Below are 15,422 nucleotides of genomic sequence, written 5' to 3'. Positions count from 1 at the left end.
GGCCACCCGTCGTCGGGAACGGCCTACCAGCCCCGCTCGCGCCACTCCGGCAGCTGCGGGCGCTCGGCGCCGAGCGTCGTGTCGTCGCCGTGGCCGGGGTAGACCCAGGTGTCGTCGTCGAGCCGGTCGAAGACCTTCCGCTCGAGGTCGTCCATCAGCGCGTTGTGGTGGTCGACGGTCGCGGTCTTGCCGTGGCCGCCGGGGAAGAGCGAGTCGCCGGTGAACAGGTGCGCCGAGCCGTCCGGGTCGCGGTAGAGCAGCGCGATCGAGCCCGGGGTGTGCCCGTCGAGGTGGATGACCTCGACGAACGACTCGCCGAACCGGACCTCGTCGTCGTCGCCGACCGTGTGGTCCGGCGGCACCGGCAGCTCCGGCGCGTCGAGTTCGTGCGCGTAGGTCTCGGGCGAGAGCGCCTGCGTCATCGCCTCCAGCGCCTGCACGTGGTCCCAGTGCTGGTGGGTGGTGACGATCGTCTTCGTCCGGCCGCGCTCGGCGACGGTGTCGACGGTGTCGAGCAGGCGCTCGGCCTCGTTCGCGGCGTCGATGAGCAGCGTCGACCCGGTGGCCTTGTCGACCAGCAGGTAGGCGTTGTTGTCCATCGGGCCGACGGAGACCTTGGTGATCGCGACGGCGCCGAGGTCGCGCCGGGCGGCCGGGCCCTCCGGGTCGACGTGGCCGGTGTACTCGTCCAGAAGCTCCACGCCCCCAGTCTGCCCGGAGGACCGCCCGCTCAGTCCGGCAGCTCGGACGCCGACCGCATCGTCGTGCCCTCGACCGCGTTCAGGTCGGTCCGCTGCCGCCCGAGCTCCTCGTACCCGGCCCGCCGCAGCCGGTTCACCGAGCCGAGCGGCCGGTGGGCGGCGAGCCCGTGCCAGGGGCGGAAGGCCAGGCGGTCGTCGCCGAAGACGCGGCGGGCGTTGGAGTAGGGCTGCTGCGGGGGCAGGCGCACCGTCGCCACCGAGCGGTACGGGCTCTCCTCCTGCGACCAGTCGACCGACGCGTCCTCGACCGGCATGTCCTCGGAGGTGCGCAGCTGGACCCGCACGTCGAACACCGTCTCGCGGTCGGTGGTCCAGGACTCGACGAGTGCGCGGAGCACGCTGCCGTCGTCGTCGTTCGTGACCTCACGGTCGGCGAGGGCCTCCTGCTCGGACGTCCCCGGGTACACGGCGATCTTCGCGACGTGCTCGCCGTATCCGAAGGCGCCCTGCGTGTAGTAGGCGTGGGCGAGCGGGTGGATGTTCCCGACCAGCCGGTGGAAGGACGTCATCTGCTCGGCGTCGTCGCGGGCCTGGATCTCCTCGGTCATGGCCGACTCGTCGGAGAAGTGGCGCTCGCGGATCTCGGAGAGCTCCATGAACTTCTGCGCCGTGCCCGGGCCGAGGATCGGCAGGGTGTTGAACAGCAGGTCCTGGGTCGACGAGCCGGGCTCGAGGGTCTCGCCGTCGACGTCGAAGACCTTCAGCGACAGGCCGCGGGCGTTGGGCTTGCGGTCGTCGTCGAGTTGACCGGACTCGGTCGCGAGGCGCACCACGACGTCGTGGGTGGCGCCGGGCGTGCCGAACAGGCCCTGGGCGAGCTCCGGCGGCAGGTCCTCGTGGACGGTGAGGGTGCCGCGCAGGAAGCCGTGGCTCTTCGCGTGCGTGGCCCGCACGCCGTGCCGGTGGAGGTCGAACGTCATCGCGTTGATCCGCAGCATCGAGTCGATGCAGCGCCGGATGTGCTCGTCCTCGTGGGGCTGGAGCTGCTCGGTGTCGTCGGTCCAGGGGAGCGGTCGGGCTGAGGCGGTCACCCGGGAGGCGTACCCGCTCGTCCGTTCACCGCACCCGGGCGACCCCGACGACGGCCCGTGTCCGCGCCCGGCGTCGCGGACGGGCCGCTGACCGCCCGGATCCGGGCCCGGCGGGCGACCTGGACAACGGCTCCTACAGTGGAGGAGAACCCCCGCGAGTCGCTGCCGGACGATGTTGTCGGTGCCCGGGGGTATGACAGGGGAGCACTCACCTGTCCTGAACGCCTGGGGAGCTGATCCGTGGCCGACCGCCTCGTCGTCAAGGGCGCCCGTGAGCACAACCTCACGGGCGTCGACATCGACCTGCCGCGCGACAGCCTCGTCGTGTTCACCGGACTCTCCGGCTCCGGGAAGTCGAGCCTCGCGTTCGACACGATCTTCGCCGAGGGCCAGCGGCGGTACGTCGAGTCGCTCTCGGCCTACGCGCGCCAGTTCCTCGGGCAGATGGACAAGCCCGACGTCGACTTCATCGAGGGCCTCTCGCCCGCCGTGTCGATCGACCAGAAGTCGACCAGCCGCAACCCGCGGTCGACCGTCGGCACGATCACCGAGGTCTACGACTACCTGCGGCTGCTCTACGCGCGCGCCGGCACGCCGCACTGCCCCACGTGCGGCGAGGTCATCTCCAAGCAGACCCCGCAGCAGATCGTCGACCAGGTGCTCGCGATGGAGTCCGGGCGCCGCTTCCAGGTCCTCGCCCCGGTGATCCGCGGGCGCAAGGGCGAGTACGTCGACCTGTTCGCCCAGCTCCAGGGGCAGGGCTACTCCCGCGTCCTGGTGGACGGCACGGTCTACCCGCTGGCCGAGCCGCCGACGTTGAAGAAGCAGGAGAAGCACGACATCGCGGTGGTGGTCGACCGGCTCTCGGTCAAGGCCAGCGCGAAGCAGCGCCTCACCGACTCGGTGGAGACCGCGCTGCGGCTCGCCGAGGGCATCCTCGTGCTGGACTTCGTCGACCTCGACGACGACGACCCGGACCGCGAGCGGCGCTTCTCCGAGAAGATGGCCTGCCCGAACGGTCACCAGCTCGCGGTGGACGACCTCGAGCCCCGCGCCTTCTCCTTCAACTCGCCCTACGGCGCCTGCCCGGCCTGCAGTGGCCTCGGGACGAAGATGGAGGTCGACCCGGAGCTCCTCGTCCCCGACGACGAGCTCTCGCTGGCCGACGGCGCGATCGCCCCCTGGAACATGGGGCAGACCGCCGACTACTTCCAGCGCCTGCTGACCGCGCTGTCCGAGTCGGTCGGGTTCCGCATGGACACGCCCTGGCGCAAGCTGCCGGCCGCGGTGAAGAAGGCGGTGCTGCACGGGTCGAACGACCAGGTGCACGTTCGCTACCGCAACCGGTACGGCCGCGAGCGGTCGTACTACGCCGCGTTCGAGGGCGTCGTCCCGTTCCTCGAGCGCCGGCTCGACCAGGCGGAGTCCGACAGCGCGCGCGAGCGCTACGAGGGCTACATGCGCGAGGTGCCGTGCCCCACGTGCACCGGGACGCGGCTCAAGCCCGAGATCCTCGCCGTGACGCTGCGCCACGAGAGCCTCGGCGACATGTCGATCGCCGAGGTGTGCGCGCTCTCGGTGGCCGACGCGGCGTCGTTCATGGAGGGACTCGTCCTCGGGCCGCGCGAGCAGGTCATCGCCGGCGCCGTGCTGAAGGAGATCGGCGCGCGCCTGGGCTTCCTGCTCGACGTCGGGCTCGACTACCTCTCGCTGTCCCGCGCCGCCGGCACGCTCTCCGGCGGCGAGGCGCAGCGCATCCGGCTGGCCACCCAGATCGGGTCCGGGCTGGTCGGCGTGCTCTACGTGCTCGACGAGCCCTCGATCGGGCTGCACCAGCGCGACAACCGGCGGCTCATCGACACGCTGACCCGCCTGCGCGACCTGGGCAACACCCTGATCGTCGTCGAGCACGACGAGGACACGGTGCGCGCGAGCGACTGGGTCGTCGACATCGGCCCGGGCGCGGGGGAGCACGGCGGCCAGGTGGTGCACTCCGGGCCGGTCGGTGAGCTGCTCGCCAACGACCGGTCCATGACGGGGGACTACCTGTCCGGCCGCCGCTCGATCCCGGTGCCCGACATCCGGCGCCCGCGCGACCGGAAGCGGCAGATTTCGGTCGTGGGCGCGCGGGAGCACAACCTGCACGACGTCGACGTCTCCTTCCCCCTCGGCTGCCTGGTGTCGATCACCGGGGTGTCCGGGTCGGGCAAGTCGACGCTGGTCAACGACATCCTGGCCACGGTGCTGGCGAACAAGCTCAACGGGGCGCGGCAGGTGCCGGGCCGGCACACCCGCGTGACGGGGCTCGAGCACCTCGACAAGCTGGTGCGCGTCGACCAGTCGCCGATCGGCCGCACGCCGCGGTCCAACCCCGCCACCTACACCGGCGTGTGGGACCACATGCGCAAGCTGTTCGCCTCGACGAACGAGGCGAAGGTGCGCGGCTACGGGCCCGGCCGCTTCTCGTTCAACGTCAAGGGCGGGCGCTGCGAGGCGTGCGCGGGCGACGGCACGATCAAGATCGAGATGAACTTCCTGCCCGACGTCTACGTGCCGTGCGAGGTCTGCAAGGGCGCCCGGTACAACCGCGAGACGCTCGAGGTGCACTACAAGGGCAAGACGGTCGCCGAGGTCCTCGACATGCCGATCGAGGAGGCCGCGGAGTTCTTCGAGCCGATCACCGCGATCCACCGGCACCTGAAGACGCTCACCGAGGTGGGCCTGGGCTACGTCCGGCTCGGACAGCCGGCGCCCACCCTCTCCGGCGGCGAGGCCCAGCGCGTGAAGCTGGCCTCGGAGCTGCAGAAGCGCTCGATGGGTCGGACGATCTACATCCTCGACGAGCCCACCACGGGGCTGCACTTCGAGGACATCCGCAAGCTCCTCGGCGTGATCAACGGGCTCGTGGACAAGGGCAACACCGTGCTGGTCATCGAGCACAACCTCGACGTCATCAAGGTGTCGGACTGGGTCGTCGACATGGGCCCCGAGGGCGGCAACGGTGGCGGCACGGTGGTCGCCGAGGGCACGCCCGAGCAGATCGCGGCCGTGCCCGAGAGCTACACCGGCCAGTTCCTCGCCGAGCTGGTCACCCCGGAGGCGCCCCCGGCCAAGCGGACGCGCGCGAAGGCGGGCTGACGCCGCCCGCGAGGGTCACGTGAGGCACGCCGGGGGCCCCGGGGCCTGCCTGGTGTGAATCTCGCGCCGGCCCCGCGCCCGGCCGACGCCCGGGCCGTGCCACGTCCCGTCGCCACGCCGTGGGAGCCCGACACGCGGGCAGTGGTAGGCTCGACGTCAAGCGACCAGCTCGTGCGGGCATCCGTGTCCACGCGAGCGGCAAGTGGAGCCCGTCTCCCACCCGAGCCGCCCCCGGTGGCCGGGTCCCGGTCTACGTCGTTCCTCCGGGAGCGGCGCAACAGACCCGTCGCCGGGAGTGATCCCGGGGACGAGTCCGATCGGTACGAGTCAGGGCCCCCGCCAGCAGCACGACGGCGCGGGGCTCGACGTCGTGAGGGAACAAGGACACCTCTCGCCGGGTTGCGGCCGGAAACACTGCCTAACCCGAGGAGAACTCATCAGCGCAGAGACGCGCATCAACGAGCGCATCCGCGTGCCCGAGGTCCGTCTGGTCGGTCCGAACGGCGAGCAGGTGGGGATCGTCCGCATCGAGGACGCCCTGCGGCTGGCCCGGGAGGCCGACCTGGACCTCGTCGAGGTCGCGGCCCAGGCGCGCCCGCCGGTCTGCAAGCTCATGGACTTCGGCAAGTTCAAGTACGAGAGCGCGCAGAAGGCCCGCGAGTCGCGTCGCAACCAGCAGCAGACCGTGATCAAGGAGCAGAAGCTCCGGCCGAAGATCGACCCGCACGACTACGAGACGAAGAAGGGTCACGTCACCCGCTTCCTCGGTCAGGGTCACAAGGTCAAGGTCACGATCATGTTCCGCGGTCGCGAGCAGTCCCGGCCCGAGCTGGGCTTCCGGCTGCTCCAGCGGCTCGCCGAGGACGTCGGCGACCTCGCGTTCGTCGAGGCCTCACCGAAGCAGGACGGCCGCAACATGACCATGGTGCTCGCGCCCAACAAGAAGGTCGCGAAGACGCCGAAGCAGCAGCAGGCCCAGGCCGCGGCGGAGACCGCCGAGCCGACGCCGACCTCCTGACCCCGCGGGGGTGGGCCGTACCGTCAGGCACGGCCCGCCCCGCGGTGGCGGGAGCCGCCCCCGCCCGGGTCGCACGTGCGGACCGGGACGGCAGGACGACCAGGACGAGGACGGATGAAGAACAAGACCCACTCCGGGACCAAGAAGCGCATCAAGGTGTCGGGCAGCGGCAAGCTGCTGCGCGAGAAGGCCGGCAAGCGCCACCTGCTGGAGAAGAAGTCCAGCGAGCACACCCGCCGGCTCGCGGGTCAGACGGAGGTCGCCAAGTCCGACGACCGCCGCATCCGCAAGATGCTCGGTATCTGAGCAGCCCCCTTGACCACCCGGTCGCCGTGACGCCCCGGTGACCGTCCCCGACACGATCGAAGGCAGGACGACGTGGCACGCGTCAAGCGCGCAGTCAACGCCCAGAAGAAGCGCCGCACGGTTCTCGAGGCCGCCAGCGGCTACCGCGGGCAGCGCTCCCGGCTCTACCGCAAGGCCAAGGAGCAGCAGCTCCACTCGCTGACCTACGCCTTCCGCGACCGCAAGCAGCGCAAGGGCGACTTCCGGCAGCTCTGGATCACCCGTATCAACGCGGCGGCCCGGGCCAACGACATGACCTACAACCGGTTCATGCAGGGCCTCAAGCTCGCCGGCATCGAGGCGGACCGCAAGGTCCTCGCCGAGATCGCCGTCTCCGACCCGACCGCGTTCGCGGCGCTGGTCGAGACCGCGAAGGCCGCCGTGGCCGACGTGCCCAAGGGCGCGGAGAAGAACGGCGAAGACGGAGCCGCTGCCTGAGCGAGCACTCCGCCGTTCTCACCGAACGCACCCCGCGCGTCGCGGCAGCCCGCAAGCTGCTGCGGCGCGCGGCGCGTGAGGACACCGGCCGGTTCCTCCTCGAAGGGATCCGCCCGGCGTACGACGCGGTCACCCGGGCCGAGGACGACCCGGGCGCCGTGACCGACCTGTTCGTCACCGAGCCGGTCGCCGATCGCGAACGCGACCTGCTGATCCGGGCCCGCGAGGCCGGCATCCGCACCGCCCTCGTCACCGAGAAGGCGCTCGCCGGGCTGACCGACACGGTCCACCCGCAGGGGCTCGTCCTGGTCTGCCGTCAGCCGCGGGCCGACCTCCCGCCGCAGCCGCGCCTGGTCGCCGTCCTCGTCGACGTCGCCGACCCCGGCAACGCCGGCACCGTCATCCGCACGGCCGACGCGGCCGGCGCCGACGCGGTGCTCCTCGTCGGCGACTCCGTCGACCCGTCCAACCCCACGTGCGTCCGCGCCAGCATGGGGAGCCTCTTCCACCTGCCGGTGCTCCGCGCACGCGTTCCCGACGACGGGTGGCGCCGGCTCCGGGACGCCGGGCTCGCCCTCGTGGTCGCCGACGGTGGGGGAGAGACCGAGCTGGGCCCGGCGACGGACGACCTCCTCGTCGGGCCGACCGCGTGGATCCTCGGCAGCGAGGCGCACGGCGTCCCCGCCGAGGTCGCGGAGCAGGCCGACCACCGCGTCCGCGTGCCGATCCGGGGCCGGGCCGAGAGCCTCAACCTCGCCACCGCCGCCGCGGTGTGCCTGTACGCCTCGGCGCGGGCCCACGAGACGGCCCACGAGACGAAGCCGCTCGACCCGCCTCGATAGACTCGGTCCCCACCGAACCGCCGCAGAGCAGGAGCGTCCGCCGAGCATGTCCGGCACCAACGACTCGTTCGACCCCAAGCAGGTCTCCGCGCTGGCCCCCGAGTCCCTCGAGGCCGCGCGCGACGAGGCGACCAGTGCCTTCGCCGGCGCCACCACGCTCGACGCGCTCACGGCGCTCAAGCCGGCCCACCTCGGCGACCGCTCGCCGGTGCTGCTGGCCCGCCGCGAGATCGGCTCCCTGCCGCCCCAGGCGAAGGCCGACGCCGGCAAGCGCGTCAACGAGGCCCGTCTCGCCGTGCAGAGCGCCTACGACGAGCGCCACGCCGTCCTGCTCACCGAGCGCGACGAGCGGGTGCTGGGCGAGGAGGCCGTCGACGTCACGCTGCCGACGGCGCGGCACGCGCGGGGCAGCCGGCACCCCCTCACCCAGACCTCGGAGCGGATCGCGGACGTCTTCGTCGCGATGGGCTGGGAGGTCGCCGAGGGCCCCGAGGTCGAGTCCGAGTGGTTCAACTTCGACGCGCTGAACTTCCTGCCCGACCACCCGGCGCGGACGATGCAGGACACCTTCCACGTCCAGCCGCCCGGCGCGAAGCAGGTCCTGCGCACGCACACGTCCCCGGTGCAGATCCGCACCCTGCTGGAGCGGGACCTCCCGGTGTACGTCGTGTGCCCGGGACGCACCTTCCGCACCGACGAGCTCGACGCGACCCACACCCCGGTCTTCCACCAGATCGAGGGGCTCGCCGTCGACAAGGGCCTGACCATGGCCCACCTCAAGGGCACCCTCGACGCGTTCGCCCGCGCGATGTTCGGTCCGGACTCCCGGATCCGGATGCGGCCCTCGTACTTCCCGTTCACCGAGCCCTCCGCCGAGCCCGACGTCTGGTTCCCGCAGAAGAAGGGCGGCGCCGGCTGGGTCGAGTGGGGCGGCTGCGGGATGGTCGACCCGAACGTCCTGCGGGCCTGCGGGGTCGACCCGGACGTCTACTCCGGCTTCGCGTTCGGCATGGGGCTCGAGCGCACGCTGATGTTCCGCAACGGGCTGCCCGACATGCGCGACATGGTGGAGGGCGACGTCCGCTTCACCAGCGCGTTCGCCGTCGAGCCCTGATCCGTTTCCCGAGAGCCTCCCGAGAGCCGTCGTCCGAAAGGCCTGAACACCCGTGCGCGTCCCCGTCTCCTGGCTCACCGAGCACGTCGGTCTGACGGAGCACGTCTCCGCGGACGACCTCGCCGAGGCGCTGATCCGGGTCGGGTTCGAGGTCGAGGACGTCGCGCAGCTCGAGGCCGTCCCCGGCCCGCTCGTCGTCGGGAGGGTCCTCGAGATCGAGGAGCTGACCGAGTTCAAGAAGCCGATCCGGTTCTGCCGGGTCGACGTCGGCGCGCGCGGCAGCGACCCCGACCGGCCCCAGGGCATCGTCTGCGGGGCGACGAACTTCGCGGTCGGTGACCTCGTCGTCGCGGCCCTGCCCGGGACCACCCTGCCCGGGGACTTCGCGATCGCCGCGCGCAAGACCTACGGGCGGGTGTCCGACGGCATGCTCTGCGCCCTCGACGAGCTCGGGCTCGGCGAGGACCACTCCGGCATCCTCGTGCTGCCCGCGGACACCGCCGAGCCGGGCACGGACGCCGCGCCGCTCCTCGGCCTCGCCGAGGGCGACGCCGAGGCCGTGCTCGACATCGCCGTGAACCCCGACCGCGGGTACGCGCTCTCGATCCGCGGCATGGGACGCGAACTCGCGAACGCCCACGACGCGCCGTTCGGCGACCCGGCCTCGATCGACCAGGGGGTCCCGGGCTCGGGGGCGGCCGGCTACCCGGTCACGGTCGACCCGGCGTCGGGCTGCCGCCGCTTCGTCGCCCGCCGGGTCACCGGTCTCGACCCGACCGCGCCGACGCCGTGGTGGATGACCCGCCGGCTGCTGCTCGCGGGCATCCGCCCGATCTCGCTCGCGGTCGACGTCACGAACTACGTGATGCTCGAGCTCGGGCAGCCGATGCACGCCTACGACGCCGCCCGGATCACCGGCGACGTCGTGGTGCGCCGGGCGCGGGCCGACGAGAAGATCACCACCCTCGACGACGTCAGCCGGGCCCTCGACCCGGACGACGTCGCGGTCTGCGACGACTCCGGCCCGATCGGCCTGGCCGGCGTCATGGGCGGCGCGTCCACCGAGGTCACCGCGACGACCTCCGACGTGCTGCTCGAGGCCGCCACCTGGGACCCCGCCTCGGTGGCCCGCACCGCGCGCCGGCACAAGCTGCCCAGCGAGGCGGCGCGCCGCTTCGAGCGGGCCGTCGACCCGGCGGTCGCCCGGGCGGCGACGGACCGGGCCGCGGCCCTGCTCGCGCACCACGGCCGGGCGACGGTCGACGGCGGGGTCACCGACGTCGGGGCGTTCCCCGAGGGCACCGAGCCGCCGACCCCGCCGATCACCATGGCGCTCGACCTGCCCGACCGGGTCGCCGGCGTCACCTACCCGCGCGGCGCGAGCGTGCGCCGGCTCGTGCAGGTGGGCTGCGGGGTCGACGTCGGGGGTGACGGCGTCACCGTCGTCCCGCCGACCTGGCGCCCCGACCTGACCCGCCCGGCGGACCTCGTCGAGGAGGTCCTGCGGCTCGAGGGCTACGACGCGATCCCGTCGGTGCTCCCGGTCTTCGCGGGCGGCACCGGGCTGACCATGGCCCAGCGCCGTCGCCGCCAGGTGTCGCACACGCTCGCCGACGCGGGCTTCCAGGAGGTCCTGCCGTCGCCGTTCATGGCGCCGGGCGTGCTCGACGCCTTCGGCCTGGACGACGACGACCCGCGCCGCTCCGCGGTCCGGCTCGCGAACCCGCTCGACGCGGACCGCTCGCTCATGGCGACGACGCTGCTGCCGGGGCTGCTCGACGCGGTCGTCCGGAACGTCTCGCGCGGCCTGCGCGACCTGGCCCTCTTCCACGTCGGCCAGGTCGCCCGACCGACCGGGGAGCCCGCGGACGCCCCCGTGGTCGCCACCGACTCCCGGCCCTCCGACGCCGAGATCGCCGCCCTGCTCGAGGCGCTGCCCGCCCAGCCGTTGCGCGTGGGCGCCGTGCTCACCGGGGCCTGGGAGCCGAAGGGCTGGTGGGGCGAGGGCCGCCCGGCGACCTGGGCGGACGCCGTGCAGGCGGCGCGGACCGTCGCCGCGGTGTACGGCGCGACGCCGACCGTGTCGAACGACCGGCACGCTCCCTGGCACCCGGGCCGGTGCGCCGCGCTGCACGTCGACGGGGTCCTCGTCGGGCACGCCGGCGAGCTGCACCCGAAGGTCCTGGAGGCCCTGGGTCTGCCGCCGCGCACCTGCGCGATGGAGCTCGAGCTGGACCGGCTGCCCGTGCACGAGGTGCTCGCGCGGCCCGAGGTGTCGGCGTTCCCGCCGGTGCTGCTCGACGTCGCGCTCGTCGTGGCGCAGGACGTGCCGACCGCCGCGATCGAGGCCGCGCTCGTCGAGGGCGGCGGGGAGCTCATCGAGGACGTGCGGCTCTTCGACGTCTACTCCGGCGCCCAGGTGGGGGAGGGGCGGCGCTCGCTCGCGTTCGCCCTGCGCCTCCGCGCGCCCGACCGGACGCTCACCCTCGAGGAGGCCGGCGCCGCCCGCGACGCCGCGATCGCGCTCGCCGGTGAGCGCCACGGGGCGACGCTGCGCGCCTGAGCTCTCCGCGCCGTCCCCTCGGCGCCCACCCCGCGTGAGGGGAGCTCTCGTGCCATCAGAGCGCTCGAGGGTTCCCCTCACGCGTGGAGGGGGCCGGCCGACGCCGATCCGAGCGCGCCGTCCACCAACCACGACAGCCCGGCCGCGTAGGTCGCGCGCAGCGTGTCGGGCGGCAACGGGGCGCCGTCGGCGGCGACCCCGAGCGCGGCGTTGCCGATCGCGTGCACCACGAGCACCCGGATCGCGGTGTCCTGCGCCGCGCGGTCGACGACACCTGCCGCCACCAGGCACGACCGCATCGTCTCGCCCAGCCGCCGCGCGTTCGGTCCCCGCGAGCCCTGCCGCGCCACGAAGTGCGGCACGAGCCGGGGGTGGGCGAGGAGCAGGTCGTGGGTGGCGGTCATCAGCGCGACCAACCCCGCACGCGGCGAGGCGTCCTCGGGCTCGGGCAGGACCGCCAGCAGCTCGTCGAGCACCAGGTCGAGCAGCCCGTCCCGGCCGTCGACGTGGCTGTACAGCGCGTTCGGCGCCACCCCCAGCCGTCCGGCCACGGCGCGCATGGAGAACGATGCGCCGTCGTCGAGGACCTCGCGCGCGGCCTGCACGACGACGGGTCGGGTCAGTCCCGCCCGCTGCCCGGGGGTTCTCATACTTCCCAACTGTACAGCGTCCAGCTACTATTGGACTATGTACAGCACCTCGGCCGCCGGTGTCCCGTACGTCCTCGAGCCGCCGTCGTCGGGTCGGCCCGACGCGCCGTTGGTCATCGCCTGGCACCTCATGGACGCGCCGCGCACCGAGCGCGCGTTCGCCGCGGCGCTCCCGCTCGCGGGGCTCGACGCGTGGAAGCTCTATCCCGGCCTGCCGCTCAGCGGCGACCGCTTCCCCGGCGAGGAGGCGTTCATGGCGCAGATGCTCGCGGAGCCGGTGCTTAACGGGCACGGCCGCATCAACGCCGAGGCGGTCGCCGAGCTCCCGGGCCTGCTCGACGAGGTCCGGGCCGCGCACGGGATCGGCGGCGGTCCGGTCGCGCTCGTCGGCGGCTCCGCGGGCGCGGGGGTCGCGGGAGGAGCCGTCGTCGGGAAGGTGGTGCAGGCCCGGGCGGCGGTGCTGATCAGCCCCCTGCTGCAGCTCCGACCGGTCGTCGACCTGTTGGCCCGGCACTTCGGGGTGGACTACACGTGGACGCCGGAGTCCACGGCCGTCGCCGACCGGATGGACCTGGTGTGGCGGGCCCACGAGTTCGGGAGCACCGCCGTGCGCTGCATCGTCGGCGGGGACGACGACCTCGACGCCTTCCTCTACCCGGCGGGCCGCCTGCGCGACATGCTGCGCGAGCAGGGCGTCCGGGCCGACCTGCGGGTGGTCAACGACATGGGGCACGCGCTCGCCGACGAGCCCGGCCTCGAGCCGGCCCCGCAGACCGAAGCCGCCCGTCAGGTCGACGCCATGACCGTCGAGTTCCTCGCTCAGGAGCTGGAGTTGGCCTGACCCAGCGCCTTCGTCAGGTCGGCGAGCAGCTGCGGCACGTCGTCGCGGGGCACCACGGCCTGCACGATGGCGGTGTGGGACGGGTCCTCGCGCGCGGCTCGCAGCGCCGTGCGCAACTCGCCCACGGTCGTCGCGCGCGAGGCCGTGGCCCCGCCGCCGGGCGCGAACATCGCGGGCGCGGCCGTCCAGTCCCAGCGCACGATGTCGTTGTACGGCTCGGCCGGCCCGTGGATGGCGCGCTCGACGGTGTAGCCGTCGTTGTCGACCACCACGATCACCGGCGCGAGGCCCTCCCGGACGATCGTGCCGAGCTCGGCCACCGTCAGCTGGGCCGCGCCGTCCCCGATGAGCAGCACGCCCCGCGAGTCGGGCTGGGCCAGGCACGCGCCGAGCGTGGCGGGCAGCGTGTAGCCGATCGAGGCCCACAGCGGCTGCCCGAGGAAGTCCACGCCGCGCGGCAACCGGTGCGTCGAGGCGCCGTAGAACGAGGTGCCCTGGTCGGCGAGCACCACGTCGCCCTCGCGCAGGAACCCGGCGACCTCGGCCCACAGCGCGTCCTGGGACAGCGGCTCGGCGGCGTCCGGGGCGGCGAGGGCGGGGGCGGGGGCCGGGTGCGGCGCCGTGACCCCGCCGCGCTCGGCCAGGTCGCGCACCAGCGGCACGAGCGCGGCGAGCGCCGTCGGCAGCTCGACGGGCGAGAACGTCGCCGCGCCGACGCTGGCCGTCCGCGCCCCGAGCTCGATCGTCCGGGAGCGGGTGATGCGCTGCGTGAAGAAGCCGCTGGTCAGGTCGGTGAAGTAGACGCCGGCCACGATCAGCGCGGCCGCGTCCTCGACGGCGGACCGCACCTCCTCGGCGCTCGCCGCGCCGGCGTAGGTCCCGACGAAGTGCTCCACGCTCTCGTCGACCAGGCTCTTGGACCACACGTCGGTCGCGTGCCGCAGCGGTCCGGCGTCGAGCAGCTCCCGCAGCACCTCCCGGCCGCCCACCCGGTGGGTCAGCAGCCCGGCGAGCACCCCGACGCGGTCCACCGAGCCCGCCTTCTCCAGCAGGGCCCGGGCGCTCTCGACGAAGCCCTCGAGGGCCTCCGGGTCGGTGTGGTCCACGGGTGCGGGGAGGCTTCCCGACGGCGGGTCGACCGCGGCGGCGGACACGTCGGTCGGGACGAGGAGGTAACCGGGCAGGTGCCGGTCACGCACCTCGACGACCACCCGGTCGATCTCCGCCCGCGCGTTCTCCACGGTCAGCGCCGCCCGCGCGCACGTGATGCCCTCGTGCATCGTCATGAAGTGGGTGAAGACGCCGTCGCCGAGCGAGTGGTGGACCATCCGGTGGGCCGACTGGTGGTCCGTCGAGGGGGCGCCCACCACGTGCACCACCGGCACGTGCTCGGCGAAGCTCCCCGCCACGGCGTTGATCGCCGACAGCTCCCCGACGCCGAAGGCCGTCGCGAGCGCCGCCATCCCGCGCAGGCGTCCGTAGCCGTCGGCCGCGTAGCCGGCGTCGAGCTCGTTGGCGCAGCCGACCCACCGCAGCCGGTCGTGGCCGACGACGTGCTCGAGCATCGCGAGGTTGTAGTCCCCGGGCACCCCGAAGACGTGCTCCACCCCGACCTCGGCGAGGCGGTCGGCGAGGTAGTCGGCGACGCAGTAGGTCATGGGTGCGGACGCTGCCACAATGCGACGCTGTGATCGAGGTCGGTCGATGGCGGCTCGCCGCGTTGCGGCTGGTGGGGGAACGCGCTGCGTCTCCCGCCGAGGCCGTCGCGTGGCTGGGGTGCGCGCAGGGCCAGGACCTCCCCGGGGCCCTCGCGTCGATCGCCCTGCGAACGACGACGGGCGACGTCGAGGAGGTCCGGCGCGCGTTCGACGACGGGGCGCTCGTCCGGTCGTGGCCCATGCGCGGCACGCTGCACGTGGTCGCCGCGGAGGACCTCGCGTGGATGCTGCCGCTCGGCACGCCGCGCCCGCTCGCCGCGGCCGCCAAGCGACGCGCCGGGCTCGGGCTGGCCGAGGAGACCCTCGAGCGCGCCGGCGAGGTCGCGGCGGAGGTGCTGCGCGGCGGCGGCCGGCGGACCCGGGCGCAGATGTGCGAGGCGTGGGCCGAGGCCGGGCTGGACCTCACCTCGTCCCGCGTCTACCACGCGTTGAGCGTCCTGTGTCAGCGCGGCCTGCTGGTGCAGGGCCCGTTCGCCTCGGCCAGGGAACAGGCGTTCGTGCTGCTGGACGAGTGGGTGCCGGCGCCGCGGCGGCTCACCCGCGACGAGGCCCTCGCCGAGTGGGCGCGGCGGTACTTCCGCTCGCACGGCCCCGCCGACCGCAAGGACTTCGCCCGCTGGACCGGCATCCCGGCCGCCGACGTCACCGTCGCGATCGAGGGCGCCCGGGACGACCTCGCCGAGACCGACGGCCTGCTCCACGACCCGGAGACCCCGGACCGGCTGGCCGCCGCCGAGGTCCCCGACGAGCTGCTGCTGCCCGGCTTCGACGAGTTCGTCCTGGGCTACGCCGACCGCAGCGCCGTGCTCGACCCCGAGCACGCCGAGAGGATCGTCCCCGGCGCCAACGGGGTCTTCCGCCCGACGGTCGTGCGGGACGGCCGGATCGTCGGGACGTGGGCCTGGGCGGGCTCCGGACGCAACCGCCGGGTGGAGCGGGCGCTGTTCTGAGCGCCTCCGGTGC

The 15,422-nt window shown here is 73.6% G+C and carries 13 protein-coding genes; 9 read left to right on the top strand and 4 right to left on the bottom strand.

Annotated features, from left to right (window positions below; genetic code table 11):
* Positions 1–23: 23 nt before the first annotated feature.
* Both LN037_RS23135 and LN037_RS23130 read right to left on the bottom strand, forming a co-directional pair.
* Complete coding sequence (locus tag LN037_RS23135) at positions 24–701, bottom strand: MBL fold metallo-hydrolase (protein ID WP_230757580.1); 678 nt, start codon at positions 699–701, stop codon at positions 24–26.
* 29 nt (positions 702–730) lie between these two features.
* Positions 731–1,792, bottom strand: a complete 1,062-nt coding sequence (locus tag LN037_RS23130; protein ID WP_230757578.1) for a catalase family protein — start codon at positions 1,790–1,792, stop codon at positions 731–733.
* 240 nt (positions 1,793–2,032) lie between these two features.
* On the opposite strand from LN037_RS23130, the gene uvrA reads away from it, so the two are divergent.
* The 7 genes from uvrA to pheT all read left to right on the top strand — a co-directional run bounded on the left by uvrA (position 2,033) and on the right by pheT (position 11,250).
* Complete coding sequence (gene uvrA / locus LN037_RS23125) at positions 2,033–4,930, top strand: excinuclease ABC subunit UvrA (RefSeq protein ID WP_230757576.1); 2,898 nt, start codon at positions 2,033–2,035, stop codon at positions 4,928–4,930.
* 466 nt (positions 4,931–5,396) lie between these two features.
* The gene (gene infC / locus LN037_RS23120) at positions 5,397–5,948 is read left to right on the top strand and encodes a translation initiation factor IF-3 (protein ID WP_443611899.1); all 552 of its coding nucleotides are present in this window, start codon (positions 5,397–5,399) and stop codon (positions 5,946–5,948) included.
* Between the two features lie 114 nt (positions 5,949–6,062).
* Entirely contained in the window at positions 6,063–6,254 is a 192-nt protein-coding gene (gene rpmI / locus LN037_RS23115; protein ID WP_230757570.1) for a 50S ribosomal protein L35, read from the top strand.
* Positions 6,255–6,326: 72 nt separating this feature from the next.
* Positions 6,327–6,731 carry a 50S ribosomal protein L20 gene (gene rplT / locus LN037_RS23110; protein ID WP_230757568.1) on the top strand — a complete coding sequence of 135 codons (405 nt, stop codon included), beginning with the start codon at positions 6,327–6,329 and terminating at the stop codon, positions 6,729–6,731.
* Positions 6,728–7,573 (top strand): TrmH family RNA methyltransferase, encoded by an 846-nt coding sequence (locus tag LN037_RS23105; RefSeq protein WP_230757910.1) that lies wholly within the window; start codon positions 6,728–6,730, stop codon positions 7,571–7,573. The genes rplT and LN037_RS23105 overlap by 4 nt, the downstream gene beginning before the upstream one ends.
* A 46-nt stretch (positions 7,574–7,619) precedes the next feature.
* Complete coding sequence (pheS, locus tag LN037_RS23100) at positions 7,620–8,687, top strand: phenylalanine--tRNA ligase subunit alpha (RefSeq protein WP_230757565.1); 1,068 nt, start codon at positions 7,620–7,622, stop codon at positions 8,685–8,687.
* A gap of 52 nt (positions 8,688–8,739) precedes the next feature.
* Positions 8,740–11,250: a phenylalanine--tRNA ligase subunit beta gene (pheT, locus tag LN037_RS23095; RefSeq protein WP_230757562.1), complete on the top strand. Its 2,511-nt coding sequence runs from the start codon at positions 8,740–8,742 to the stop codon at positions 11,248–11,250.
* Positions 11,251–11,327: 77 nt separating this feature from the next.
* Here pheT and LN037_RS23090 read toward each other — a convergent pair whose 3' ends face one another.
* The gene (locus LN037_RS23090) at positions 11,328–11,900 is read right to left on the bottom strand and encodes a TetR/AcrR family transcriptional regulator (RefSeq protein WP_230757560.1); all 573 of its coding nucleotides are present in this window, start codon (positions 11,898–11,900) and stop codon (positions 11,328–11,330) included.
* Positions 11,901–11,937: 37 nt separating this feature from the next.
* Here LN037_RS23090 and LN037_RS23085 point away from each other — a divergent pair, with 37 nt between their 5' ends.
* Complete coding sequence (locus LN037_RS23085) at positions 11,938–12,741, top strand: alpha/beta hydrolase (RefSeq protein ID WP_230757558.1); 804 nt, start codon at positions 11,938–11,940, stop codon at positions 12,739–12,741.
* On the opposite strand, the gene LN037_RS23080 is transcribed toward LN037_RS23085, so the two are convergent.
* Positions 12,720–14,399, bottom strand: coding sequence for an alpha-keto acid decarboxylase family protein (locus tag LN037_RS23080; RefSeq protein WP_230757556.1), 1,680 nt, complete (start codon positions 14,397–14,399; stop codon positions 12,720–12,722). The genes LN037_RS23085 and LN037_RS23080 overlap by 22 nt on opposite strands.
* Positions 14,400–14,428: 29 nt before the next feature.
* Here LN037_RS23080 and LN037_RS23075 point away from each other — a divergent pair, with 29 nt between their 5' ends.
* Entirely contained in the window at positions 14,429–15,409 is a 981-nt protein-coding gene (locus LN037_RS23075; protein WP_230757553.1) for a winged helix DNA-binding domain-containing protein, read from the top strand.
* The last annotated feature ends 13 nt before the right edge of the window (positions 15,410–15,422 follow it).

This window comes from Actinomycetospora soli, from assembly GCF_021026295.1.
Taxonomy (GTDB): domain Bacteria; phylum Actinomycetota; class Actinomycetes; order Mycobacteriales; family Pseudonocardiaceae; genus Actinomycetospora; species Actinomycetospora soli.
This window is presented reverse-complemented; position numbering and strand designations above follow the sequence as displayed.

Coding starts and splice junctions, on each gene's coding strand:
- pheS (WP_230757565.1), top strand. CDS start 7,620: ATGTCCGGCACCAACGACTCGTTCGACCCCAAGCAGGTCTCCGCGCTG.
- LN037_RS23085 (WP_230757558.1), top strand. CDS start 11,938: ATGTACAGCACCTCGGCCGCCGGTGTCCCGTACGTCCTCGAGCCGCCG.
- LN037_RS23080 (WP_230757556.1), bottom strand. CDS start 14,399: ATGACCTACTGCGTCGCCGACTACCTCGCCGACCGCCTCGCCGAGGTC.
- LN037_RS23090 (WP_230757560.1), bottom strand. CDS start 11,900: ATGAGAACCCCCGGGCAGCGGGCGGGACTGACCCGACCCGTCGTCGTG.
- rpmI (WP_230757570.1), top strand. CDS start 6,063: ATGAAGAACAAGACCCACTCCGGGACCAAGAAGCGCATCAAGGTGTCG.